The organism is Kitasatospora sp. NPDC088346 (assembly GCF_044740765.1).
In the GTDB taxonomy this organism is placed as follows: Bacteria; Actinomycetota; Actinomycetes; order Streptomycetales; family Streptomycetaceae; genus Kitasatospora.
Genome location: NZ_JBIURH010000001.1, coordinates 156,636 through 180,486, shown reverse-complemented (window position 1 = coordinate 180,486; position 23,851 = coordinate 156,636). Strand labels below are relative to the sequence as shown.

21 protein-coding genes are annotated in these 23,851 nt (G+C 73.3%); 2 read left to right on the top strand and 19 right to left on the bottom strand.

What is annotated here, in order from left to right; genetic code table 11:
- Positions 1 to 2: 2 nt before the first annotated feature.
- From recO to leuA, 3 genes are all read right to left on the bottom strand, one after another.
- Positions 3 to 749, bottom strand: a complete 747-nt coding sequence (recO, locus tag ACIOFR_RS00780) for a DNA repair protein RecO (protein WP_400991462.1) — start codon at positions 747 to 749, stop codon at positions 3 to 5.
- A 109-nt stretch (positions 750 to 858) separates the two neighbouring features.
- A complete protein-coding gene (locus tag ACIOFR_RS00775; protein ID WP_400991461.1) occupies positions 859 to 1,524 on the bottom strand; it encodes a TerB family tellurite resistance protein in 666 nt (221 codons plus the stop codon).
- A 237-nt stretch (positions 1,525 to 1,761) separates the two neighbouring features.
- Positions 1,762 to 3,543, bottom strand: coding sequence for a 2-isopropylmalate synthase (leuA, locus tag ACIOFR_RS00770; RefSeq protein ID WP_400991460.1), 1,782 nt, complete (start codon positions 3,541 to 3,543; stop codon positions 1,762 to 1,764).
- Positions 3,544 to 3,872: 329 nt separating this feature from the next.
- Here leuA and ACIOFR_RS00765 point away from each other — a divergent pair, with 329 nt between their 5' ends.
- Complete coding sequence (locus ACIOFR_RS00765; RefSeq protein ID WP_400991459.1) at positions 3,873 to 4,892, top strand: M4 family metallopeptidase; 1,020 nt, start codon at positions 3,873 to 3,875, stop codon at positions 4,890 to 4,892.
- 92 nt (positions 4,893 to 4,984) lie between these two features.
- Positions 4,985 to 5,251: a protealysin inhibitor emfourin gene (locus tag ACIOFR_RS00760; protein ID WP_400991458.1), complete on the top strand. Its 267-nt coding sequence runs from the start codon at positions 4,985 to 4,987 to the stop codon at positions 5,249 to 5,251.
- Positions 5,252 to 5,296: 45 nt separating this feature from the next.
- Here ACIOFR_RS00760 and ACIOFR_RS00755 read toward each other — a convergent pair whose 3' ends face one another.
- From ACIOFR_RS00755 to ybeY, 16 genes are all read right to left on the bottom strand, one after another.
- A complete protein-coding gene (locus ACIOFR_RS00755; protein WP_400991457.1) occupies positions 5,297 to 6,139 on the bottom strand; it encodes a phosphate ABC transporter ATP-binding protein in 843 nt (280 codons plus the stop codon).
- Between the two features lie 28 nt (positions 6,140 to 6,167).
- Positions 6,168 to 7,127 carry a sortase gene (locus ACIOFR_RS00750; RefSeq protein WP_400991456.1) on the bottom strand — a complete coding sequence of 320 codons (960 nt, stop codon included), beginning with the start codon at positions 7,125 to 7,127 and terminating at the stop codon, positions 6,168 to 6,170.
- On the bottom strand, positions 7,124 to 8,839 hold the full coding sequence (locus tag ACIOFR_RS00745; protein WP_400991455.1) for a hypothetical protein: 1,716 nt from the start codon (positions 8,837 to 8,839) through the stop codon (positions 7,124 to 7,126). The genes ACIOFR_RS00750 and ACIOFR_RS00745 overlap by 4 nt, the downstream gene beginning before the upstream one ends.
- A 151-nt stretch (positions 8,840 to 8,990) precedes the next feature.
- Positions 8,991 to 10,592, bottom strand: coding sequence for an Ig-like domain-containing protein (locus ACIOFR_RS00740; RefSeq protein ID WP_400991454.1), 1,602 nt, complete (start codon positions 10,590 to 10,592; stop codon positions 8,991 to 8,993).
- A 119-nt stretch (positions 10,593 to 10,711) separates the two neighbouring features.
- Positions 10,712 to 11,704, bottom strand: coding sequence for a hypothetical protein (locus ACIOFR_RS00735; RefSeq protein ID WP_400991453.1), 993 nt, complete (start codon positions 11,702 to 11,704; stop codon positions 10,712 to 10,714).
- Positions 11,705 to 11,828: 124 nt separating this feature from the next.
- A complete protein-coding gene (locus ACIOFR_RS00730; RefSeq protein ID WP_400991452.1) occupies positions 11,829 to 14,534 on the bottom strand; it encodes a hypothetical protein in 2,706 nt (901 codons plus the stop codon).
- Positions 14,531 to 17,410: a phosphate ABC transporter permease PstA gene (pstA, locus tag ACIOFR_RS00725; RefSeq protein WP_400991451.1), complete on the bottom strand. Its 2,880-nt coding sequence runs from the start codon at positions 17,408 to 17,410 to the stop codon at positions 14,531 to 14,533. The genes ACIOFR_RS00730 and pstA overlap by 4 nt, the downstream gene beginning before the upstream one ends.
- Entirely contained in the window at positions 17,407 to 18,423 is a 1,017-nt protein-coding gene (pstC, locus tag ACIOFR_RS00720) for a phosphate ABC transporter permease subunit PstC (RefSeq protein ID WP_400991450.1), read from the bottom strand. Before pstC ends, pstA begins: the two co-directional genes overlap by 4 nt.
- Positions 18,420 to 18,854, bottom strand: a complete 435-nt coding sequence (locus ACIOFR_RS00715; RefSeq protein ID WP_400991449.1) for a hypothetical protein — start codon at positions 18,852 to 18,854, stop codon at positions 18,420 to 18,422. Before ACIOFR_RS00715 ends, pstC begins: the two co-directional genes overlap by 4 nt.
- A gap of 449 nt (positions 18,855 to 19,303) precedes the next feature.
- Complete coding sequence (gene era, locus ACIOFR_RS00710) at positions 19,304 to 20,233, bottom strand: GTPase Era (RefSeq protein WP_400991448.1); 930 nt, start codon at positions 20,231 to 20,233, stop codon at positions 19,304 to 19,306.
- A gap of 47 nt (positions 20,234 to 20,280) precedes the next feature.
- On the bottom strand, positions 20,281 to 20,445 hold the full coding sequence (locus ACIOFR_RS00705; protein ID WP_400991447.1) for a hypothetical protein: 165 nt from the start codon (positions 20,443 to 20,445) through the stop codon (positions 20,281 to 20,283).
- Positions 20,446 to 20,530: 85 nt separating this feature from the next.
- Positions 20,531 to 20,884, bottom strand: a complete 354-nt coding sequence (locus ACIOFR_RS00700) for a cytidine deaminase (RefSeq protein WP_400991446.1) — start codon at positions 20,882 to 20,884, stop codon at positions 20,531 to 20,533.
- Between the two features lie 229 nt (positions 20,885 to 21,113).
- On the bottom strand, positions 21,114 to 21,647 hold the full coding sequence (locus ACIOFR_RS00695; protein WP_400991445.1) for a DUF4383 domain-containing protein: 534 nt from the start codon (positions 21,645 to 21,647) through the stop codon (positions 21,114 to 21,116).
- 21 nt (positions 21,648 to 21,668) lie between these two features.
- A complete protein-coding gene (locus ACIOFR_RS00690) occupies positions 21,669 to 21,899 on the bottom strand; it encodes a hypothetical protein (protein ID WP_400991444.1) in 231 nt (76 codons plus the stop codon).
- A gap of 113 nt (positions 21,900 to 22,012) precedes the next feature.
- Complete coding sequence (locus ACIOFR_RS00685) at positions 22,013 to 23,338, bottom strand: hemolysin family protein (protein ID WP_400991443.1); 1,326 nt, start codon at positions 23,336 to 23,338, stop codon at positions 22,013 to 22,015.
- Positions 23,339 to 23,351: 13 nt separating this feature from the next.
- A complete protein-coding gene (ybeY, locus tag ACIOFR_RS00680) occupies positions 23,352 to 23,846 on the bottom strand; it encodes an rRNA maturation RNase YbeY (protein ID WP_371496963.1) in 495 nt (164 codons plus the stop codon).
- Positions 23,847 to 23,851: the final 5 nt, after the last annotated feature.

The window sequence follows — 23,851 nt, the reverse complement described above, 5'->3', positions numbered from 1 at the left end:
GCTCACTTCTCCACGTATCTCATCGAGCGGATTCCCCGCTCCAGGTGCCACTGCAGATAGGCGGCCACCAGCCCGCTGCCCTCACGCCAGTACCGGGGTTCGCAGTTGTCCGCCGTCTGCCAGTCCCCCGACAGCAGCGCGCCCAGCAGTACCAGTGTCTCAGGGGAGGGTACGGCACTTCCCGGCACTCGGCAGTCCACGCACAGCACCCCGCCCGCCTGGAGCGAGAAGAACCGGTTCGGGCCGGGCAGCCCGCACTTGGCGCAGTCCGTGAAGCTGGCGCCGTAGCCGTTGACGGCCAGCGAGCGCAGCAGGAAGGCGTCCATCACCAGGTGCGACTGGTGCTGTCCGGCGGCCAGCGTGCGCAGACCGCCGACCAGCAGCAGGTACTGCTGGACGGCCGGGGTGCCCTCGTTCTCGGCGAACCGTTCCGCCGTCTCCAGCATCGCCGTACCGGCCGTGTAGCGGCCGTAGTCGCCGACGATCGGGCCGCCGTACGGCGCGATGGTCTCCACCTGCGTGCACAGCGGGAGGGTGCGGCCGACCAGTTCGCTGCCGCGGCTGAAGAACTGCACGTCCACGTGCGAGAACGGCTCCAGCCGGGCGCCGAACTTCGACTTGGTCTTGCGGACGCCCCGGGCGACCGCGCGCACCTTGCCGTGCTGGCGGGTGAGCAGGGTGATGATCCGGTCGGCCTCGCCGAGCTTCTGGGTGCGCAGCACCACGCCGTCGTCGCGGAACAGGCTCATGCCGGGCCCCGCCGGGAACGGTCGGACAGTGTGGACATCCCACCATTGTCCCGCAGCGCGGAGGTGCTTCCGGACGCGGGCGGCGCCTGGGGCAACGGGTGGGGGCGGCTCAGTGCGACGCGCGGGTGGCCGCCGCGAGGAGTTCCCCGACCCGGGTCGGGGAGAGCTTCAGGCAGCGCCCGACGACCGCCAGCGCGGCCCGCTCCTCGGGGAGGTAGCGGCCGTCCGCCAGGGCGATCCAGGCGCCCTGCAGCAGCAGCCGCTCGCGGCCCTGCTGGGCGAGGTGCGGGGCGAGCGGCTCCAGCGCGGCGTGCAGTTCGACGGCCAGCCCGCTGCCGACCCCGTCCACGTCCAGCGGCTCGCCGCCGGCATGGCCGGAGAGCGCCGCGAGCGCGGCCAGCACCTGGGCCTCGCCGCAGTCCTCGAAGCCGGCGTCGCGGATCACCGAGCAGGCCGCCTCGCGGCCGGCCCTCGCCGCGGTGCCGCCGGCCGCGAGCGCGGCCAGGGCGACGGTGTACTGGGCGTCCCGCAGCATCGCGGCCAGCCGGACGCAGGTGAGCTGGTCCAGCGTCTCGGTGCCGTACCGCCCGTGACAGGAGGTGCACTGGACGCTGCCGATCACCGGGCCGAGCGGCAGCACCGGGGTGCCGAACAGCCGCAGCCACCGCCGGCCGTGCTGTCGGCGGTAGTTGCGGTCCCCGCCGCAGCCCGGGCAGAAGAACTCACCGAGAACGTCCGTCCGCCAGCGCGGGCGGACACCCCACAACCCTGTCACGGTGCCACTCCCCAGACATGGCAGGCGGCCTGCGCATCAGTGGGCAGGTCACGCGACCGGACACCGGGGACGTCCCACCGACCCCGCTTCCGGTGCGTCGATGTTGCCACGGTTACCGGCACGTGTCAGCACCCCGAACGGGTGCCGCCGGGAAAATCTGTGACGCGTGCCACACCCGGGAGGGGTGTGGCACGCGTCGACCGTCGCGGGGTTCACGCGCGGCTTCCCTCGTACGAACTATCCGCGCTGCGCCCGGTTGACGGCGCTCACCATGGCCTTCAGCGAGGCCAGCACGGTGTTGGCGTCGATCCCGACGCCCCACAGCACCTTGCCGTCCACCGCGCACTCGACGTACGCGGCGGCCTGGGCGTCGCCACCCTCGCTCAGCGCGTGCTCGGCGTAGTCCAGCACCCGCACGTCCACGCCGATCCGGGCCAGCGCGTCACCGAAGGCGGAGACCGGGCCGTTGCCGGTACCGGTCAGGGTGACCGGGGCGCCGTCCACCACGGCCTCGGTGGTCAGCGCGTCCCGGCCGTCCTCGGTGGTCAGGCTGCGCGAGCCGCTCAGCACGATCCGGCCCCAGGGGTTGGCCGGGGTCGGCAGGTACTCGTCCTGGAAGACCGACCAGATCGCCGCCGGGGTGACCTCGCCGCCCTCCGCGTCGGTCTTGGCCTGGATGATCCGGGAGAACTCGATCTGCATCCGGCGCGGCAGGTCCAGCTTGTGGTCGTTCTTCAGGACGTAGGCGATGCCGCCCTTGCCGGACTGGCTGTTGACCCGGATCACGGCCTCGTACGAGCGGCCGACGTCCTTCGGGTCGATCGGCAGGTACGGCACGCCCCAGGTGAACTCCGAGACCGGGACGCCGGCCGCCGCGGCGTCGGCCTCCAGCGCGTCGAAGCCCTTCTTGATGGCGTCCTGGTGCGAACCCGAGAACGACGTGTAGACCAGGTCGCCGGCGTACGGGTGGCGCTCGGGGACGGCCATCTGGTTGCAGTACTCGTAGGTGCGGCGGATCTCGTCGATGTCGGAGAAGTCGATCATCGGGTCGACGCCCTGGGAGAACAGGTTCATCCCGACGTTGACCAGGTCCAGGTTGCCGGTGCGCTCGCCCTGGCCGAACAGGCAGCCCTCGACCCGGTCCGCGCCGGCCATGATCGCCAGCTCGGCCGAGGCGACGCCGGTGCCCCGGTCGTTGTGCGGGTGCGCGGACAGGGCGACGAACTCGCGGCGGGACAGGTTCCGCGACATCCACTCGATCTTGTCGGCGTAGACGTTCGGGGTGGAGCGCTCGACCGTGGTCGGCAGGTTCAGGATGATCTCGCGGCCCTCGCCCGGCTGCCAGACGTCCATCACCGCCTCGCAGACCTCCAGCGCGAAGTCCAGCTCGGTGTCGATGAAGATCTCGGGCGAGTACTCGTAGCCGAAGACGGTGTCCTCGCTCAGCAGCTTCTCGCCGTACTCCATCACCAGCCGGGTCCCGTCCACGGCGATGTTGCGGATGTCCTCCCGGGACCCCTTGAACACCACCCGGCGGAACAGCGGCGAGGTCGCGTTGTACAGGTGGACGGTCGCCCGGTGGGCGCCGACCAGGGACTCCACGGTGCGCTCGATCAGGTCCTCGCGGGCCTGGGTCAGCACCGAGATGGTGACGTCCTCCGGGATCGCCCCCTCCTCGATGATCGAGCGGACGAAGTCGAAGTCGGTGGCACCGGAGGACGGGAAGCCGACCTCGATCTCCTTGTAGCCCAGCTTGACCAGCAGGTCGAACATCTTGCGCTTGCGGGCCGGGGACATCGGGTCGATCAGCGCCTGGTTGCCGTCCCGCAGGTCGGTGGACAGCCAGCGCGGGGCCTGCGTGATCACCTGGCCCGGCCAGGTGCGGTCGGGCAGGTCGACGGTGCCGAACGGTACGTACCGCCGGAACGGCATGCCCGACGGCTTCTGCTGGACGGAGGAGGCGGTGACCGGGGTGGGACGGTCGATGAACGCACGAGCGATGGAGGACTGCTCAGTCATGAAGAGACTCTCGGCTTCCGATGTCGATTGCGGGCTGGGTCGGGGCGGTGGACACCCGACCGGGCCGACTACTGCGCCGCATCGAACAGCATCACTGGATGATGCATGGGCACAGCACAGTCCCCGCGGCGAGGGAGCCGGCCTTCTGGTGATCTAGAGGCCCTCGCCGCGGCAGCTAAGAAGAAGCAGCCCGTAACGCATGATGCAGCCCAGCGTAACCCAGCCCGCGGGGCGCACGAAGTGAACCGCACCACGATTCCACCCCTTGAGACGCCCCGTCGCTGCGCGCGATGGTGACAAGAAGTCATGGATGCGTCACCCTAGGCGACATGACTGCTGCCCCGCGTCACTGCACGATCGTCCCGCCCTTCGTCCTCGACCGGCTCGCCGAGCAGGGCCACGAGGCGGCCCGACGCTCCCTCGCCCTGGACACCCTGCACCGGGAGAGCCGGCTCGCCACGGTGCTGCCGGGCGCCGCCCCGGCACACGAGCTGAGCCGCACCATCGGCGACGCCCGACACAGCCGGCGGCTGCCCGGCCGCACGGTGCGCACCGAGGGCGGGCCGGTCTCGGCCGACACCACGGTCAACCGCGCCTACGACGGCCTCGGCGCCACCTTCGCACTCTTCGAGGAGGTCTACGGCCGCCACTCGATCGACGGCGCCTGGCTGCCGCTGGACGCCACCGTCCACTACGGGCGGGACTACGACAACGCGTTCTGGGACGGCAGCCGGATGGTCTTCGGGGACGGCGACGGGGTGATCTTCGTCGACTTCACCTCCTGCGTGGACGTGATCGGCCACGAACTCGCCCACGGCGTCACCCAGTACACCGCCGGCCTGGACTACCAGGGACAGTCCGGCGCGCTCAACGAGTCCCTCTCCGACGTCTTCGGCTCCCTGGTGAAGCAGTACGCCCTCGGCCAGCACGCCGAACAGGCGGACTGGCTGATCGGCGCCGGCCTGCTCGCCCCGGGCGTCCACGGGGTCGCGCTGCGCTCGATGAAGGACCCGGGCACCGCGTACGACGACGAACGCCTCGGCAAGGACCCGCAGCCCGCCCACATGGACGACTACGTGGACACCGTGCAGGACAACGGCGGGGTGCACATCAACTCCGGCATCCCCAACCACGCGTTCTACCTGGTGGCCACCGCGCTGCGCGGCCCGGCCTGGGAGTGCGCCGGCCAGATCTGGTACGACACCGTCACGGCCGGCGGCCTCGCGCACGGCGCCGACTTCGCCACCTTCGCCCGGGCGACGGTGACCGCCGCCCGCAGGCGCTTCGACGCGACCGCCGCCGACACCGTGACGGCCGCCTGGTCCGAGGTCGGGATCAGCACCGCCTGACCGGCGCCGGGCGGACCTTACATCGGGCATCAACGGGCAGAGTCTGTGAAAACCCTCGGCAAGAAGCACCCCTGCGTAGCAAACTGACGACCATGCGTATCCAGGTGACCCGGACCGGCGGTCTCGCCGGTCGCGTCCAACGTGCGGAGCTGGACACCACCGAGCGCCGCGACGCGCCGCACGTCCACGCCCTCGCGCGCGAGGCGGTGGCCGGCGGGCTGCGCGCGCCCTCGTACGGCGTTCCGGACGGCTTCCACTACGAGATCACCGTGGACGGCCGGACGGTGTACTGCGCCGACCCCAAACTGACCGACTCGCAGCAGGAGTTGGTCAGTCTGGTGCTGCGGGAGGGCGAGTAGCGCCGGGCCGGCGGAGGCGGGGCATCCGCCCGCAGGACGGCGGACCTAGCCGAACCGGCCGTTCACGTAGTCGGCGGTGCGGGTGTCCACCGGTGCGGTGAACATCGCGTCGGTGGGGCCGTGCTCGACGATCCCGCCCGGGGTGCCCTGCTCGGCCAGGAAGAAGGCGCAGTGGTCGGAGACCCGCTGGGCCTGCTGCATGTTGTGGGTGACGATCACGATGGTGACCTCCTGCACCAGCTCGCGGATGGTCTGCTCGATCCGCCGGGTGGAGGTCGGGTCGAGGGCCGAGCAGGGCTCGTCCATCAGCAGCACCTTCGGGCGGACGGCCAGCGACCGGGCGATGCACAGCCGCTGCTGCTGGCCGCCGGAGAGCGCCCCGCCGGGCTGGCGCAGCCGGTCCGCGACCTCCCGCCACAGCCCCGCCTTGCTCAGGCACTCCTCGACCAGGTGGTCCTTCTCGGCCCGCGAGGCGCGGATCCCGGTGAGCTTGAGCCCGGCCACCACGTTGTCGTAGATCGACATCGCCGGGAAGGGGTTGGGCTTCTGGAACACCATGCCGATGTCCCGGCGGGCGGCGGTCAGCCGCCGCTCGGGCGCGTAGACGTCGGCGCCGTCCAGCAGCACCTCGCCGGCGAGGGTGGCGCCGGGTATCAGCTCGTGCATCCGGTTGAGGATCCGCAGGAACGTCGACTTGCCGCAGCCGGAGGGCCCGATCAGCGCGGTGACCCGGCCGGCCGGCATGGCCAGCGACACCCGGTCCAGCACCTTGCGGGGGCCGAACCAGGCGGACACCGACCGGGCGTCCAGGGCGCCGGCCGGACCGGCCGGCGCGGCGGGGACGGGCAGGACGGCCGTGGTCTCGACGACCGCGTCGGTGCTGGTCATCCAGCTCTCCTCGGGTTGTGGGGGTGGGTCAGATCAGGTTGGGGAGCAGCTGGGCGACCTGGTCGGCCACCGCGAGGGCCAGGGCGGTCAGCACGGGCACCCCGACCGTCCAGGCCTGGACCCGGCCCCAGCGGACCCAGGCCAGCGCCAGTGCGACCGCGGCCAGCAGCAGCGCCTCGCCCCAGAGCACCAGCGGGATCCAGGCGGCCCCGTCGGTGCCCATGGCCCGCTCGGCGGCGGGCAGCGCGGCGGCGGGCAGCGGCCGACGGTTGGCCGGCTGCACGTCGTCCTCGGTGTCGGGCGCGTCGACCAGGTCGGCGTCGACCAGCAGGGTGCCGGACGGGGCGTAGAGCGGACCGTCACCGGTGACCAGCTGCACCCGCGACCAGCCGGTCCGCGGCGGTGCGGGCACCGGGTCGCCGGCCCGCCGGACGGCGACCACCCGGAAGTCGCGGCGGCCCTGGCCGGTGGTGACGGTGAAGGTCTCACCGGCCCGGAGGCTGCGCAGCACGCCGAACGGGCCGCCGAAACCGGCCTGCCGGCCCAGCAGCACGCTGGTCCCGGCCTGGCCGGGCATCGGGGTGTCCCGGCGGTGGCCGGGGCCCGACTCCAGCACTCCCCCGGACGTGCCCTCCCGGACCACCTCGCGCAGTCCCAGCTGCGGGATCTCCAGCAGCGCGACCGGGGTGCCGGGCACGACCGGCCGGCCGTCCCGGTCGAGCTGGCCGATCGGCGCGGTGCCGGCCGCGAGGCTCGCCCGCAGCTCGGCGTAGCCCGACTCGTGGTCGCGCAGGTGCCGCAGACCGCCGAGCGGCCCGAGGTCCAGCAGCAGGCCGAGCAGCAGGGCCGCGGTGATGGCGAGCGCCGCGCCGATCAACTGCGGCCGGTCGGGCAGCAGTCGGGGCCGGGCCGGGCGCGGCGGGGCCGGGGCGGGCGCCGGCGGCGCGGCGGGCGGGCCCGGCGGGGCCGGGGCGACGGTGGCGCTCACTCGGCGCTCCCCTGCGGGTCGACCGCGGGCCGGGCGAGCCGGCGGCGCAGCGGCGGGACGGCCACCCAGCCGATCAGCAGCAGGCCGCCGGCGATCGCCGCCCAGGAGCCGGCGCCGAGGCCCTCGGCGCGCTGCCGGGCCGCCGTGGGGGCGCCGGCCGGTGTCCCGGCGGCGCCCTGGTCCGGCGCGGTGCGGGCGGGGTCGGCGGCCACCTCGTGGACGGCGCCGGCGGGGGCCACCGCGGCGGTCTGCCAGGTGGTCGGCGTGGTGAAGGTCAGCACGCCGCTGAACTCGCGCAGCGCCGCCGGGTTCACCTTCGCCCGGCAGGTCGCGGTGATGGTGTAGGCGCCGTGCAGGGCGCCCGCGCCGCTGCGGTTGGCGACCACCCGCAGGGTGTTGCTGAGCGGCAGCACGTACCCGCCGTTGGCGGCCTGCCGGTAGGCGGTGGCGGCGACCGTGCCGGCCAGCGGGGCGCCCTCGGGCGGGAAGCCCTCGCCGGTGATCCGCATGCTCAGGTAGGCGGTGGCCGGCTCGGGGCAGGGGCCGGAGGTCAGCAGGTCGATCGAGTCGTCGTCGTGCCCGGCCGGGTAGTCGAAGACCAGGGTGCCGCCGTCGGCGGCGGAGGCGGGCGGCGCGCCGGCGAACTGGCCGGCCGTCAGCAGCGCCAGCAGGACGAGGCCGACGGCGACGGGGGCCGCGGCCGGGCCCGGCACCGGCAGGGCGGCCAGCCGGGCGCGGTGGCGCCGGCGGCGCCACCACCAGCTGCCGCCCAGGGCGAGCGGCAGCAGCACGGCCAGCAGCGACCACGGGATGCCGGCGTAGCGCTGCTTGTGGACGGTGCTGGTCAGGCCGGGGTCGCGGTCGGCGCCGATCGGCAGGGGGTCGACGGTGATGCCGGCCGTCCCGAGGAACGTCGGGTACGCGCCGGAGACCTCGACCCGGTAGGAGACCGCGTTGCCGGGCAGCAGTTCCTGGAGGTCGGCCGGGGCCGAGCCGGTGGCGACCGAACCGAACAGGTTGGTCACCCGCACGGCCTGCTTGCCGCCGAGGCGGACGTTGCCGGTGTTGCGGACGGTGTAGCTGACCGTGGTCCGGCCGGTGCCGAGCGGGTTGGCGCTGGGGTGGTAGGCGACCCGGGTGTCCTCGACCTTCAGCTCGGACCGCAGCGCCCCCGCCACCCGGATGTTGACCCGGGCGCCGACCCGCTGGTCGACGGTGACGGCGTTGCCCTGGGCGTCCTTGCTCTCCTGCCGCAGCGCCGCGACGATGCCCGCCGGGTGGTCGCCCGGCGTGGCGTCGGCGGGGACCGCCAGCGTGAACGGGACGATCTGCCGGCTGCGGGCGGGCAGCGTGAGCGAGTCGGCGGCGGCCTTCAGCCAGGTGCCGGCCGCGCTGGACGGCCGGCCCTCGGGCAGCACGTCGTAGCCACCGGAGTCGGTGTTGAACGCGTCGGCCGGGTACAGCCGCAGGGTGAGCGGCTGGTCGCTGTAGTTCCAGACCGCGACGTGGTCCTTGACCAGGGCCCCGGGCGTGGCCGCGTAGGAGAAGGTGCCCCGGGAGTCCGGCTCGGTGGTGCCGGCCGGCTGGATGCCGAAGGTCTGCGCCTGCGGGCCTTCGGCCGGCGCCGCCCGCTGCGCACCGTACGCGGCGCGGGCACCCGGCAGCAGGAGCAGCATCAGGACGGGGACAAGGGCCAGGAGCCATCGGCGCATCGGCGTCGTCATCCTAGGGAGCGGGAGCGGGAGGGTGGGGCGGCCGGACCGCCCGGGCCGTACGGGCCGCGCACCGGGGTGCACGGCCATCAGGCCGGGGCGGTCCGACCGCCGGGTTGCGACGAGGCCGCGCTCGGGTGAAGAGCGGCCGTCAGATCGCGGTGAGGGTCAGCACGCCCTGGTAGGTGCCGGCCTGGGTGGAGGTCGGCGCGAGCAGGGTGAGGTCGGCGCCGACCTTGGCGGTGCCGAGGCCGGTGGCGGTGGCCAGGGTGCGGGCGGACTTCAGGCCGAGCGCACCGGCGTCGGCCGCCTCGACGGCGTTGGCCGGGGCCACCGAGCCGCCGAGGGTGACCTTGAGGCCGTCGCCCTTGGAGACCAGGTTCGGGGCCCAGCCCAGGTTCTGCGCGTTGATCGTGCTGGTGCCGGAGTTGAACTGGGCGACCTGGCCGCTGACCGACCAGCCCGGCGCGCCGGCCCGGGTGTCGGTCACGGTGACGGTCTGGATCGGGCCCGCGGTGGCGAACCGGGTGGAGTCGTTGTTCAGGGTGAGCGGCGGCAGGGTGACGTTGCTGCCGGCCACGCTGATCACCAGGGCGCCGGGGGCGACGGTGGTGGTGATGGTCTCGGAGACCGGGGCGGGCGGGGTCGGGCCGCCGGGGTTCGGCGGGGTGACCTGCGGGGTCACGGTGAACGGAACGGCGGTGGAGGCCGAGGCCGCGAACCGGGTGGCGTCGGCCGGGGTGAAGGCGGCGGTCAGCGCGTGGTCGCCCTCGGTCAGGCCGGTGGTGCTGAACTCGGCGGTGCCGCCGGCGACCGTCTGGGTGCCGATGACCGCGCCGTTGTCCTTGAACTGGACGGTGCCGGCCGCGGCCGGGCTGACGCTGGCGCTCAGCCTGACCTCGGTGCCCTTGGCCGCGGAGCCGGCCGGCAGGACGGCCAGCGCGGTGGTGGTGGCCGCCGCGCCCGCCGGGCTGACAGTGTAGGCGACGACCGCGGAGGTGGAGCCGAGGAAGTGGCTGTCGGTGGAGGTGAACACGGCCTTGAGGCTGTGCGCGCCCTCCGCCAGGGTGCTGACGGAGGCCGAGGCCTGGCCGGCGGAGACCGCGGCCGGGGCGCCGATCGGGGTGGCGCCGTCGAGGAACTGCACGGTGCCCGCCGCGGCCGGGGCGACGTTCGCGGTCAGGGTGACGGCGCTGCCGACGGTGGCGGAGCCGCTCGGGGTGACCGAGAGCGTGGTCGTGGTGGCCTGGGCGACCGGGGCGTTGGGGTCGGTGGAGGTGTAGGCGGTGGGGCTGGTGAACCAGACCGAGCCGACGAAGTCGCCGAAGTAGGTGGCGCCGATCTTCGCGCGGCAGCGCAGGTGGAACTCGTACTGGCCGCTCAGCGCCGAGAAGCCGTTCTTCTGCGCGAAGCTGCGCATGGTGTCGCTCAGCGGCACGGAGAGCCGGCCCTGGGCGTCCGGGGAGTAGACGCTCTGCGCCACGTTGGGGGTGACGCCGTAGCCGTCGGCCGGGAAGCCCTGGCCGAAGACCAGCAGCTGGATGTTGGTGCCGCCGGTGCAGGTGCCGGAGGACACGACGTTCATCAGCTCGTCGTCGGCGCCGGTGGCCGGGTTGACCGTCAGGGTGCCGATCGTCGGGCTGGGCGAGTCGGCGTACGCCGAGACGGACCCGAGCATGGTGATGCTGCCCGCGGCCAGGACGGTGGCCGCGCCGAGCGCGACGGCACGCGGAATGCGGTAGCTGCTGCTCACGGTGTGAATCGCCTTTCTGGGGCTGTTCGGTGATGCAGGGTCAGGTACGTGCGGAGGTACGGGTGGTGCGAGGTACGGGTGGTGCGGTCAGCCGGTGGTGCGGGGTGCCGGTGGTGCGGTCAGCCGGTGGTGCGCGAGGTGTCGCCGCAGTTGGCGTTGGCGCCGAAGCCGTACTGCTTGATCAGCGCGGTCTGCTGGCAGATGCCGGAGGTGCCGCCGACGAAGGCGTCGCTCCACGGGCTGACGCCGACCTTGCTGGTGGGGATCACGTTGTAGACGTCGCGGACGGCCGCCGCACCGGTGTTCAGCAGCACCGACGGGACGCCGTTGACGTTGCCGAGCTGGGCGGTGCCGCGGATGTCGGCGAGGGTTCCGGAGCTCTGTGCGATGTACTGGGCGATCGAGAACGGCACCAGTGAGGCGGTGTCCAGCACCCGGCCGTCGTGCTCCTCGATCTTCTTGCCGCCCTTGGTGTCCGAGATGCAGGGGTAGCGGCCGGCCGCGACGTCGGCCTCGGTGATGCCGACGGTGGACTCCCAGAAGCTGCGGGTGCCGGAACCGGCCTGCGGCAGCAACGGGCGGATCGAGTAGTTCGGGGCGGTGCCGACGTAGCCGGGGTCACAGCTGTAGATCGCGTGCAGGTCGGCGACGGAGAGGTCGAGCGGGACGGAGCTGCCCGCGCTGACGGCGTAGGTGACGCCGTCCACCGCGAACGGGATGTAGGTCAGGCCCGGCGTGGAGGCGGCCAGGTTGAGGCTGGAGGAGCGGCTGAAGTCCAGGCAGCCGTTGCCCTTGTTGAGCTCGTTCAGCAGGGCGGTGCGGCCGGCGCCGGAGCCGTTCGGGCGGGCCAGGTTCTGGCAGGCCGTAGCGGCCTTGGTGGTGATGGTCGACGAGCCGACGGCGTCGTACGAGCCGATGACCTTCTGGCCGTTCACGGTGACGGCGTTGGCCAGCGCGTTCATCACGCCCTGGGTGGTGTCCGAGCCGACGCCGGCCAGCGGGCGGAAACCGCCCGGGTCGGCCTGGGCGGTGCCGGTGCCGGCCACCAGCAGGCCGAGGCCGGCCACGACGGTGACGCACTTGGCGAGCTGGCGCTTGGCGATGAGCTTCATCTGGTCGATTCCCCTTGGGACGAGGCGGTTTGACGGACGGGTGAACGGTTTTCGGGCACGGCCGAAGGAGGCCTTCGACCGGTGGCACAGGTGCGTCGGAGGGCCGTTGGTGGGTGAGCGGTGGTCAGGGGCGCCGGCGGCGCAGCAGCCGGGGTACGACGACCCCGGCCGCACCGGCCAGCAGGCCGGCGATCAGCGCGCCGAGCAGCAGGTAGCGCAGGCCGCCGACGTCCGTGCGGGCGGTCCGGGCCACCGGCGCGGCGGGCGGGCCCGGGGCGAGGGTGACGAGGCTGTGGGCGGGCGACGGCGCCGGCGGGGCGTCCGGTTCCGGTGCGCCGCCTCCGCCGCCGGCGGGGGGCGCGGCGGCGCGCGGGACGGCCCGGGGGGTCGTCCCGGGCTCGGCCGCGGGCTCCTCGGGCGAGGACTCCGGCTTGCCGGCCCGCTCCTCGACGGTCTGCGCGACGGCCGTGGCCCTGGCCCGCATGGCCTCGGTCAGCGGGACGTAGCCGGCCGGGAGCTCGCCGACCGCGATGCCGGGCTTCTGGCCGTCGGCGACGGCGTAGCGCAGCAGTTCGGCGTAGGCCTTGCCGTCCGCCGCGCTGATCGCGGAGGGGACGGTCGCCGCGTAGGTGATGGTGGTCAGCGGGTAGCCGCCGGCCGTCCGGCCGGCCGGGTCGACCACCGGCACGCCGGGGACGGCGCCCGGCACCGCCGCGCCGGCCGCGGCCAGCATCGACGGGTCGGTGGGGGCGACGAACTCGCCGGCGCCGTTGCGCAGTTTCGCGGTGGACAGCCCGTACCGGGCGGCCTGCGCGGTGGTGGTCAGGGCCAGCACCCCGCGCAGGCCCTGGGCCTGCGGGTTCGCCTTCTTGAGGCTGCCGGGGATGGTGGAGGGGTCCCACTCGGAGCGGGCCAGGGTGTCGCCGCGGGCGGCCGCGCGGGCGGCCTCGGCCATGTTGTTGGCGTACGGATGGCCGTCGAGGTTGCACCACTCCGGGCGCTGGAGCTCCGCGTCGAACTGCTTGCAGTAGCCGTCCGGCTTGGGGTAGCCGGGGACGGGCAGCTCCTGCGGCGGGACCGGCGGCTGCACCGTGCCGTCCGCGAGGAAGGCGGTGTTGACGGAGTCGTGCCACACCGGGCTGACCTGTCCGGTGACGAAGGCCTTGGCGTCCGGGTCCGCGAGCACCCACTTCCACACCGCCAGGGCCAGGTCGCCGTCGGCGGAGGGCACCAGCAGGTCGGCGATGCCGGACGGGAAGGCGAGGCTGCGGAACTGCGGGTTGACGTCCAGGAACTCCGGGTCGGTGACCAGGTCCCGGGGGTTGCCGGCCGGGACCCTGGGGTCGCCGGGGTTGACCGCGAACCGGTAGCTCTGGGTGAGCAGTTTGGCGACCAGCCGCGGGGTCAGGTTCATCTCCTGGATCCGCTGACCGTCCCGCTTGGCGGTCTCCGGCGGGGTGAGCGAGTTGGACTGGCTCTCGATGTCGAAGGCCAGGGTGAGCCCGGAGACGGCGAGCGGGGCGTAGACCGGTGTCCGGCCCTCGGCCTGGTCGGCCGGGTTCAGCGGCGCACCGAGGAAGAGCAGGCCGGGGCGGTCCCTGGTCAGCCGCAGCCGCGCCATGTCGTCGGTGGCCTGCCCGAAGTTGAAGATCCGCCCGGCCCGGCGGCAGATCGCGGGCTGCCAGCGCCAGATCATCTCGGCAGCGAACTCCGTTCCGCTGGTGACCAGTTCGGAGCTGCCGAGCGGGCAGGACAGGCCGACCGGCTCGAACCGCAGCGGCACCACCAGCCGGTGCGCCCAGTTGCTCGCGGACAGCGGCGAGGACTGCAGCCGGGCGGCCGGGTTGGTCAGCGTGCTGCCGTCCACCTCGGTGGAGCCGCGCGGCACGATCACCAGCCAGCAGCGCCGGCCCTCGGTGAACGGGCCGCTCTCGCCCTTGGGCGTGTTGCCGCAGCCCAGGCCGGCCGCCTCGCTGCCGGTCTGGATCTCGAAGAAGACCTGCCCGGTGCCGTCCGCCCGGGTCGGTGCGTACGGCACCTCGTTGGTGGACTGCGGACCGAAGAACTGGCTGCTGCCGCCGGTCTCGGCCGGGCTGCCGTCGAAGGACCGGAACGGCGCGAAGACGTTCTGGTTGGGCTGGGTCGGCTTGATCGGCTCGGCCGGGTCGACCAGGGTGCGGCCCGGGTTCAGCTGGCGGCTGGGTACGAAGTCGCCGCCGCGGTTGTCGCCCTTCGACGCGCCGTACTGGCACTGCTCGCGGTCGGGACCGCTGTCGTCGTCGCCCCAGCACTGCATGAAGGTCAGGTAGTTCTGCCCGAAGACCATCGGGCTGGGCTGGGTGGGGCGGCCGCCCTTCCACACCACCGTGACCACCTGGTTGACCAGGTGGGTGGTCTGGCCGACCGTCACCTCCAGCCCGGCGAACTCGCCCGTCCCGCCGACCGTGACGGCGCTGGGGCCGTCCGCCGGGGCGGCGGCGGCCCGGCCCGTGGCGGTCGCGGCCGCGGCGGACGGGCCGGTGGCGGACGGGGCGGCGGACGGGGTGCTCCCCGCCGGCGTACCGGCGGCGGCGCCGGCGGCCTGGTCGATCGCGACCGGCGCGCCGAGCGGGTCGACCGGGATCTGCGGGCTGGCGCTCTGCGCGGCCGACACCCCGGCCCGGACCGGGCCCGGACCGGCGGACAGCCCCGCCCCGGCCGCGGTGGCGAGGATCAGGGTGAGCGCGGCGGCGGTCCGCAGCGCCCGGTGGGCGGCCGCCCGGCGGGACCCGCCGGTACGGCCCGCGCCGCCGGTACGTCCCACGCCGCCGACGGTGTCTGGGCCGGTCATCGCTGCTCCCCCTCGCCGCCGTCGAGCGCCCGTGCCCGGCGGGCCGAGCGGCCCGCGACCACGGGGGGCAGCACGATCACCGCACCCAGCAGCAGGCCCGCGACCAGCATGAGCGTGTGCCGCAGTCCGGTGCCCGAGGCCTGCGAGAGGGCCACCGCGTCGGCGGCGTACTGCTGGCCGCCGAAGCCGCCCGACCCGCCCGGGTCGCCCTCCTGGGCCGCGGGGTCACCGGCCGCGGCGCCCTGGCCGCCGTCCGCTCCGCCCGCCGCCGGTCCGGCCCCGCCCGCGGCCGTACCGGCACCCGCCGTGCCCGCGCCCGGGGTGCCGGTGGCGCCGCCGGCGCCCTGGGCGGTGGCGGTCTTCCCGCCGCCCTTGCTGACCGGCGTGGTGGCCTTGTTGCCCCCGGTGCCGGTGGCGCACTGGACGGTCGAGCCCTTCTTGTCGCAGTCCTGCGGCTTGTCGGCGCTCTCCGCGTACGGGTTGGAGCCGCCCGGCCCGAAGGTCGGGTTGTTGCACTTGGCGGCGTCGAAGGCGCGGCGCTCGCTGCCGGGGATCTTGGCGAGCTGCTGGAAGCCGGACTTCACCAGGTCCTCGGTGAGCGGCGAGTACCCCAGCTGGTCGGCCTTCTGCTGGCCCTCGCAGAGGAAGTAGTAGCCGAAGGCGGCCAGGGTGTGGCCCTTGTCCGGTTTGAAGTCGCCGACCTCGGTGGTGTGCACCGCCATGTAGCTGTAGCTGGAGAGCGGGTAGGCGGCGGGTTCGGGGGCGTCGTAGACCCCGTCGAGCTGCTGGGTCAGGTCGGTGGGGTTGATCTGGACGTGCTTGAGGGCGGTGGAGACGTCCTTGCCGTTCGGTTCGACGTAGTACCCGGCCGCGTTCAGCAGCTTGACCACCGGGAAGCGGCTGTTGAGCGCGTAGGAGTACTCGACGTAGGTGATGGTGCCGTCGTTGCGGTCGTTGGCGACGGTCTTGGCGACGCCGTCCGAGCTGCCCAGCGCCGGCCAGTTCTTCCCGCCGATCAGCGGGAAGAAGGAGGTCATGCCGCAGGGGCCGCCGCGCGGGGTCTTGGTGCAGTAGGCGTCCCAGATCTGCGGGTAGCGCTTGCTGAGCCAGGTGGTGAGCTGGGCGGTGGTGCCCGAGCCGTCCGAGCGGACCACCGGCCGCACGTCGGTCTCCGGCAGCTTCAGGCTCGGGTTCTCGGCCTGCACCGCCGGGTCGTTCCACTTGGTGATCTGGCCGGTGAAGAGCTTGGCCACGGTCTCGCCGGAGAGCCGCAGGTTGGTGACCCTGGTCCCGCCGATCTTGAGGTTGTACATGAACGAGGTGCCGCCGGCCACGATCGGCAGGTACGCCATCGGCCACGGCGGCGGCGCGTCCACCTGCCCGTTGTCGGTCAGGCCGTACGGGATCTCGGTGACCGCGAAGTCGGTGCTGCCGTTCTTGAACTGGCTGCGGCCGTAGGAGGATCCGCCCGGGTTGAAGTCGATCGTCATGCCGTACTGCTTGACGTTGCTGATCCAGTCGTCCACCGCGTTGAAGCTCCAGGTGGAGCCGGCGCCGCCGATCCGGTGGTAGTCCTCGGCCGCGGCCCGCGGCGCACCGGCCAGCAGCGAGGAGCCGAGCAGCGCGAAGGCCGCGAACAGGGTGAGGGTACGGGCGAGCACTCGGCTCAACACGGTGGCCTTCCGGGCGAGTTGGTTCTGGGTCGGGACGGGGGCGGGCCGCTGCATCCGGCGCAGGTCCGCGGCGGAACGGACCGCCCGGCGTTCCTGCTGGCGCCTGGTCAGCTCGCCCGGGCCCCGACCACCGACGGCGCGTGCCAGCAGGAAGAGCAGCAGCACCAGGGCGAGCAGCACGGCGGCCGCGCCGAAGGCCCGGGCGACGTGCAGCTGGGAGGGGAACTTGACCAGGGTGAAGGCCATCAGCGGCAGCGAGGCCTGCGGCGAGCCGAACGGGTCGAGGTTGAGGATCTTGGTGTAGCCCGAGCAGAGCAGCACCGGCGAGGTCTCCCCGATGCCGCGCGCGGCGGCCAGGATCACGGCGGTGGAGAGCCCGGAGCGGGCACTGGGCAGGGTGACCGTCCACACCGTCCGCCAGCGGCCGGCCCCGAGCGCGTACGAGGCCTCCTTCAGCGAGCCGGGCACGAGTCGGAGCACCACGTCCGCGGCGCGGATCAGGATCGGCAGCATCATCACCGAGAGCGCCACGGCGGCGGCGAAGCCGGACTTGTCCCCGTGCAGGGTGATGATGAGCACCGCGTAGACGAACAGGCCCGCCAGGATCGAGGGCAGCGCGGTCATCGCCTCCACCAGGGTCCGCACCAGGCGGCTGAACCGGCCGGGCACCTCGCCCAGGAAGACGGCGCAGCTCAGGCCGAGCGGGATGGTGATGGCCAGGGCGATGGTGATCTGGGTCAGGGTGCCGACGACGGCGTGCAGGGCGCCGCCCTTGTCGAGCGGGTCGGCCGGGCCGGCGGCGGACAGGTCCTGGGTGAAGAAGTTGAGGTGCCCGAGCGCGTCCCGCCCCTCCCAGAACACGTAGGCGACCGTCCAGACCAGGACGCCCAGCAGCAGCACGGCGATGCTGTGCACCACCACCGAGGCCAGCCGGTCGCGCACCGCCGTGCCGCCCTCGTCCCGGGAGACCAGGGCGTACAGCCCGAGGAAGGACAGCCAGGCGCAGAGCACGAACCCGATCCCACCGCTGAGCGGGGCGATCCGCTGGAACAGCAGCGCGGTGAGCGCGAGGGCGCCGGCCAGGCTGCCCCACAGCGCCCAGTGGTCGGTGCCGCGGCGGGCGCCGGTGCGCCGCCTGGGCGGTTCGGGCGCCGTGGCCGGCGGGAGCACCACGACGGTGGTGGCGGGCGGGTGAGCGGTCATGAGCTGGCTCCGGAACGGCTGCGGGCGACCACCGCGGCCGCGGCGAAGTTCACCGCCAGGGTGAGCAGGAAGAGGGTGAGCCCGGCCGCCATCAGCGCGGAGACGGCGAACGGGGAGGAGTCGCCGTAGCGCAGGGCGATCATCGGCGCGACGGCGCTGCCACCGGTCTGCAGGACGTGCGGCTGGATCTCGAACTGCATGGAGAGGATCAGGTAGACCGAGATGGTCTCGCCCAGCGCCCGGCCGAGGCCGAGCATGGTGCCGCCGATGATGCCGCCGCGGCCGAACGGCAGGACCACCGAGCGGATCATGCCCCAGCGGGTGGAGCCCAGCGCGTAGGCGCCCTCGCGCTCGCCGGCCGGGGCCTGGTCGAAGACCTCGCGCATGATGGAGCACATGATCGGCGTGATCATGAAGGCCACCACGATCCCGGCCATCAGGCTGGAGGCGGTGTAGATCACCGGCGGGTTGAGCGGGTTGTCGAGGTCGATCCCGGTGGTCCGGAACGGCGGGAACCAGCCGGCGTAGGTGGCCAGCCAGCGGGCCACCCCGGCCAGTTCGTACTGGAGCAGGACGAAGCCCCAGACCCCGTAGACGACGCTGGGTACCGCGGCCATCAGGTCGACCAGGCCGACCAGCAGGCGCTTGAGCCGCCGGGGCGCGTACTCGCTGATGTACAGCGCGCAGCCGAGTGCCAGCGGCATCGCCAGGACGACCGCGATGCCGCCGATCAGTACCGTGCCGGTGAGCACCGCGGCGACGCCGAACTGGCCGCGGCCACCGTCCGGGTTCCAGTTCTCGGTGGTCAGGAAGGACCAGCCGGCGGTGCTCAGCGCGTCGGCGGAGCGGACCGCGAGGTAGCCGCCGACGGCCAGCATCACCAGCAGCACCAGGGTGCCGCTGCCGCGGGCCCAGGCGAGGAACAGCCGGTCGGACAGGCCGGGGTTGACGGTCAGCGCCCGGGGGCCGTCCGCGGCCGGCGGGCGGGGGCCGTCCGCGGCCGGCGCGTTCACACCGGGCTCCGGCGGGACTGCGGGCCGAACGACCGCGGGACGGGCGGGTGCGGCAGCGGCGGCAGCGACAGCGGACGGGCGGCGGCGCCCGCGTCGAGCACCGCGGTCAGGAACAGGCCGAGGTTGTACTGACACTCCCGCTGGCGGCGGAAGGACCGGGTCGAGCAGGCCACCGGGGCGGACTCGAAGTCCAGCCGCCAGCGCCACAGTTGACCGTGGTCGACGGTCCCGACGGTGGACCTGAGGCGGTCCACCCGCTGCTGCAGCCGGGCGATCGCGGCCAGGCAGGCCGCCGCGTCGCGGAAGGTCTCCTCGCTCTGCCCGAGGTGCCGGTTGTTGGCCCCGAGCAGGCGCCAGACGACGGCGTCACCGGCCCGCACCCCGTGCGGGTGCGCCGGTCTGCTGACGAGGAGGAATCTCGGCTGTCCCATGCCCGGTGTCGCCTTCCGAAGCGCTCATTGGCTGGAAGAGACCGTCTCGACCCCGAGGGGATGAACGGATGCCGAGGCATGAACGCCGGACACGGAAAGCGTGAACGGGCGGCGCGCCACTCCTCCACAAGTTGCGCACCGCCCGTACGAATATGACGATACCTCAGGCGCCGCGGACACTCCCCCCGGGGGCCGTCAGTGGGCGATCGGCCGCACCGCGCCGGGCCGCGCCGGGTGCGTCCACTGCGGGTCGGGCGAGGTCCGGCGGGCCCGCCCGGGGGGTCCGGACCGTGGGACGGGCCTTTGCCCGCCGTTGGGGCGGGCCGGCGCCGAGGCCCCCCGGGAACGCCGACGGCCCGCCGATCGCCCGGGGTCTCCGGAGGCGTTCGACGGGCCGTCGTGGCGGGGCGGGGGCGGAACCGGTCCGGGCACCCCAGGTCCTGGGCGGTCTAGAAGCCGAGCTTGCGCAGCTGCTTCGGGTCCCGCTGCCAGTCCTTGGCGACCTTGACGTGCAGGTCCAGGTAGACCGGCGTGCCGAGCAGGGCCTCGATGTGCTTGCGGGCGGTGGTGCCGACGTGCTTGAGGCGGGACCCCTTGGCGCCGATCACGATCGCCTTCTGGCTCTGGCGCTCGATGTAGACGTTGGCGTGGATGTCCAGCAGCGGACGGTCCGCGGGGCGGCCCTCGCGCGGGATCATCTCCTCGACCACGACGGCGAGCGAGTGCGGCAGCTCGTCCCGGACGCCTTCGAGGGCGGCCTCGCGGATCAGCTCGGCGACCATGATCTGCTCGGGCTCGTCGGTCAGGTCGCCGTCCGGGTAGAGCGGCGGGCCGGCCGGCAGCAGCTTGGTGAGCAGCTCGCCCACCAGCTCGACCTGCTGGTCGCCGACGGCGGAGACCGGGATGATCTCGGCCCACTCGATGCCGAGCTCCAGGCCCAGCTGGTGGATCGCGATCAGCTGTTCGGCCAGCTTCTTGGAGTCGACCAGGTCGGTCTTGGTGACGATCGCCACCTTGGGGGTCTTGCGGACCTCGGCGAGCTCCTTGGCGATGAACTTGTCACCGGGGCCGAGCTTCTGGTCGGCGGGCAGGCAGAAACCGATCACGTCGACCTCCGCCCAGGTGGAGCGGACCAGGTCGTTGAGCCGCTCGCCGAGCAGGGTCCGGGGCTTGTGCAGACCTGGCGTGTCGACCAGGACCAGCTGCGAGTCGGGGCGGTGCACGATGCCGCGCACGGTGTGGCGGGTGGTCTGCGGTCGGTCGGAGGTGATCGCGACCTTCGTCCCGACCAGCGCGTTGGTCAGGGTCGACTTTCCCGCGTTGGGACGGCCGACGAAGCACGCGAACCCGGAGCGGTACGGGGATGAAGGGGCACTCATGCCGACCATTCTCCCTGATCACGACGGCCCGGACGGACCGGCCCGGCTCAGCCGGCCTTCTTTCCCCCTCCGGACGAGGTCAGCGCCCCGATCAGGACGAGCACCAGCAGCACCAGGGACCCGATCAGCCAGTACGGCGAGCCGGTCTCCCTCCAGCGGCCGAGCCCCATCACGGTCAGCAGCAGACCGGCGAAGAACGCCAGTACCCCCATCGGTTCCCTCCCCCGGAACGTTTGCGGTCAGACTATCGGCCCGGCCGGGCCGGGCGCCCCCGCCCGGGGCACCCGGGCAGCCGGCTCAGCGGGCCTCGGCCCATACCCGCAGCGCGCCGTCGGGGCCGGCCAGCAGCACCGGGGTGCCCGCCCCGCCGAGGTCCCGGACGGCCGCCAGATCGGCCTCGGCCGGCTCCTCGGCCCCGGTCACCACGGCCGCCGCCTCCAGGCCCTTGGCGCCGCTCGCGACGGCCATCGCGACGGCGGTCTGCAGGGCGCTCAGCCGCAGCGACTCCAGGGCGACGGTGCCGGCCACGTAGGTGCGCCCGGTCTCGTCGCGCACCGCCGCCCCCTCCGCCACGCCGTTGCGGGCGCGGGCGGAGCGGGCCAGCGTGATGATCTTCTTGTCCTCGGGGTCCAGCTCGGTCAGCTCACTCATGAGGCCAGAGCATAGGCGCCGGGCCGCCACCGGGTCGCGGGCGTCCACGGACGCGTCCGAGGGGTGGGCGCGCCGCCCGCCGGGGCCCCGGCCCGACCCGGGCGGCGGCGTGGTCCTCCACGACGTGGACCGGGGTCCGGCTCCGCGCGACGGCCGCGACACGTTCGCGCGACCGCCCCTCCGTGGCGGGGGGGGCGGTCGCGTCGGCGGCCCGGGGGCGGCCGGCCGGTCAGTGGCCGGTGGGGTGCGGTGCGCCCGGCTTGAGGACCTTGACCAGGGCCGGCGGCCCGGAGGGCAGGTCGTCCGTGGCGTGGCGCTTCTTCCAGTAGGGGTTGTCCTGCGGCAGGTGGCTGCTGACCCTGCCGTACATGCCGAAGGTCAGCACCACGAAGCCGAAGATGAAGCTGAACAGCACGTTGGGGATCCGGAACGCCAGCCGGTTGGCGCTGCTGTCGAGCACCATCAGGCCGACGAAACCGGCCAGGATGAAGATCACTCCCATGATCATGTTGATGTTGGAGGCGATGTTCCCGCCGATGACGGCCCCGGCGATCAGGACCGCGCCGGCGATCAGGGAGATCACGCTCAGCGTGCCGTTGCTGGACAGGCCGATGACCTCCTTGCCCTGGGTGTCGAGGAAGCTCGGGTGGTCCAGCAGCCCGAGGATGCCGAAGACGATCAGGAACACGCCCCCCAGGCCCGCGCCGATCCGGTAGACCTGGGCGAGCCTGTGGTCGACGGGCAGTTCGTCCTGCAGTTTCATGGAGACCTCCTGGCCTGGGGTCTAACCGTGTTCGGCGCCGTGGAACGGAACCTCGTGCAGGTACAGCGACCCGCACTGCTGACAGATCCGCAGCCCGCTCCCCCAGGCCGACTCCGGCTTGCTCTCGGCGCCCTCGTCGATCGGGGCGCCGCACATCGCCATGTCCGGTTCGCCGGTCCGCACGACGTGCCACTTGGCCACGGCCCCGGACGGACCCTGGGGGCCGTACTGCGCTCGCAACTGATGTGCCATGCCTTCATCGTCGGGACGCTTCGAAGGACTGGTCAAACGGACCGTGCCTTCGTACGAGGACGAAACGGCCCGCGGGGGCGCACCCCGCGGGCCGTCGCGTCCGGTTCGCCCGGTTACTCGGCGTCCGCTTCCTCGTCCTCGTCGGTCTTGCGCAGCGGTGTGGCGACCACCGTCCCGATCCGGTTGCGCCGGCCGGCCGAGCTCTCGGCGGTCAGCCGGATGGCGACCAGGTCGGTCACGCTCTCGTCCGGGACGGGGATCTCGCAGGACGAGCCGGGGATCGGCACCCGGCCCAGGTGCTTGCCCAGCAGGCCGCCGACGGTCTCCACGTCCTCGTCCGCCAGCTCGATGCCGAACAGCTCGCCCAGGTCCTCGACCAGCAGCCGGGCGGTGATCCGGTAGGAGCCGTCACCGAGGTCCTCGACCGGGGCGATCTCCCGGTCGTACTCGTCGGTGATCTCGCCGACGATCTCCTCCAGGATGTCCTCGATGGTGACCAGGCCGGCGGTGCCGCCGTACTCGTCGATCACGATCGCCACGTGCGAGCGCATCTGCTGCATCTCGCGCAGCAGGTCGGCCGCGGGCTTGGAGTCCGGGACGAAGACCGCCGGACGCATCACCGAGCCGACCGGCTCCGACTCGGACTCCCGGTTGATGTGGGTGCGCCGGACCAGGTCCTTGAGGTAGACGATGCCGACCACGTCGTCCTCGTTGTCGCCGACCACCGGGATCCGGGAGAAGCCGGACCGCAGCGCCAGCGTCAGGGTCTGCCGGACGGTCTTGTGCCGCTCGATCATCACCAGGTCGGTGCGCGGCACCATGACCTCGCGGACGATGGTGTCGCCCAGCTCGAAGACCGAGTGCACCATCCGGCGCTCCTCGTCCTCGATCAGGTCGTCCTGCTCGGCCAGGTCCACCAGGGCGCGCAGTTCGGCCTCGGAGGCGAACGGGCCCTCCCGGTACCCCTTGCCCGGTGTCAGCGCGTTGCCCAGCAGGATCAGCAGCTTGGGGATCGGGCCGAGGATCCGGGCCAGCGGCAGCAGCACGAAGGACGCCGCCGTGGCCGTGGTCAGCGGGTGCTGGCGGCCGATCGTGCGGGGCGAGACGCCGACCGCGACGAAGGACACCAGCACCATCACGCCGAACGCCAGCAGCACGGCCTGCCAGGTGCTGTCGAGGGACCGCACGCAGACCACCGTGACCAGGACGGCGGCCGCCATCTCGGCCGCCACCCGGATCAGCGTGGCCAGGTTCAGGTAGCGGATGGTGTCGGAGGTCAGCACCAGCAGCCGGTCCGCGCCGCGCCGGCCGGCCCGGTGGGCCTCCTCGGCGCGGAACCGTGAGATCCGCGAGATCCCGGCCTCGGCGCAGGCCGCCAGCCAGCCGAGCACCACCAGCAGCAGAGCTCCGATCAGGAAGCTCGTACTCTCACCGCTCACAGACGGCCGGCCCTCAGTGGACGGTCGGCGCCGGGGAGATCCCCGACAGTCCGCGGCCGGCCCGCCAGCCGTCCAGGATCCGCTTCTGGAGCGCGAACATCTCCCGCTCCTCCTCGGGCTCCTCGTGGTCGTAGCCGAGGACGTGCAGCACGCCGTGGACGGTGAGCAGCTGCAGCTCGTCGTCCATGCCGTGCTTGGTCGGGGCGGCCAGTCCCTGCTGCTCGGCCACCTCGGGGCAGAGCACGATGTCGCCGAGCAGGCCCTGCGGCAGCTCCTCGCCCTCCTTGCCGGGACGCAGCTCGTCCATCGGGAAGGACATCACGTCCGTGGGGCCTGGCAGGTCCATCCACTTGACGTGCAGTTCCGTCATGGCCTCGCTGTCGACCAGGATGACGGAGAGCTCGGACTGCGGGTGGATCCGCATCTTGTCGAGGGCGTAGCGGGCGACGTCGAGGATGGCTTCCTCGTCTGCGTCCCACCCGGACTCGTTGGCGATGTCGATCGACATGGAGG